The following is a 332-nucleotide window of genomic DNA, read 5'->3' on the forward strand; positions in this document are numbered from 1 at the left end:
CTGATGAAGATACAAGGAATTCAATCCGTCATCCGGAGGAAGAAAAAGAGAGATGCGAGATCCACTCCACAGCAGGTAGCTGAGAACGTGCTGAACCGCAAATTCACTGCAGATGCGCCAAATGAAAAGTGGGTTACGGATGTGACGGAATTCAAGTACGGCAATGGCCAAAAAGCGTATTTAAGCGCTATTCTCGACCTTCATAATAAATCCATCGTCTCCTATGTATTCGGGTGTTCCAATAACAATCCTCTTGTATTTCAGACATTGAAACGGGCCTTGCAAGAAGCACCAGGAAGCAAGCCCATGCTTCATAGCGACCGGGGTTTCCA

The 332-nt window shown here is 46.4% G+C and carries 1 protein-coding gene; it reads left to right on the top strand.

Annotation, left to right across the window (positions count from 1 at the left end; genetic code table 11):
• Window positions 1-332: DDE-type integrase/transposase/recombinase (locus M3650_RS31445; protein WP_251580287.1), on the top strand; the 332-nt coding region annotated here is incomplete at both ends.

The organism is Paenibacillus sp. MER TA 81-3 (genome assembly GCF_023713585.1).
GTDB classification, from domain to species: domain Bacteria; phylum Bacillota; class Bacilli; order Paenibacillales; family Paenibacillaceae; genus Paenibacillus_B; species Paenibacillus_B profundus.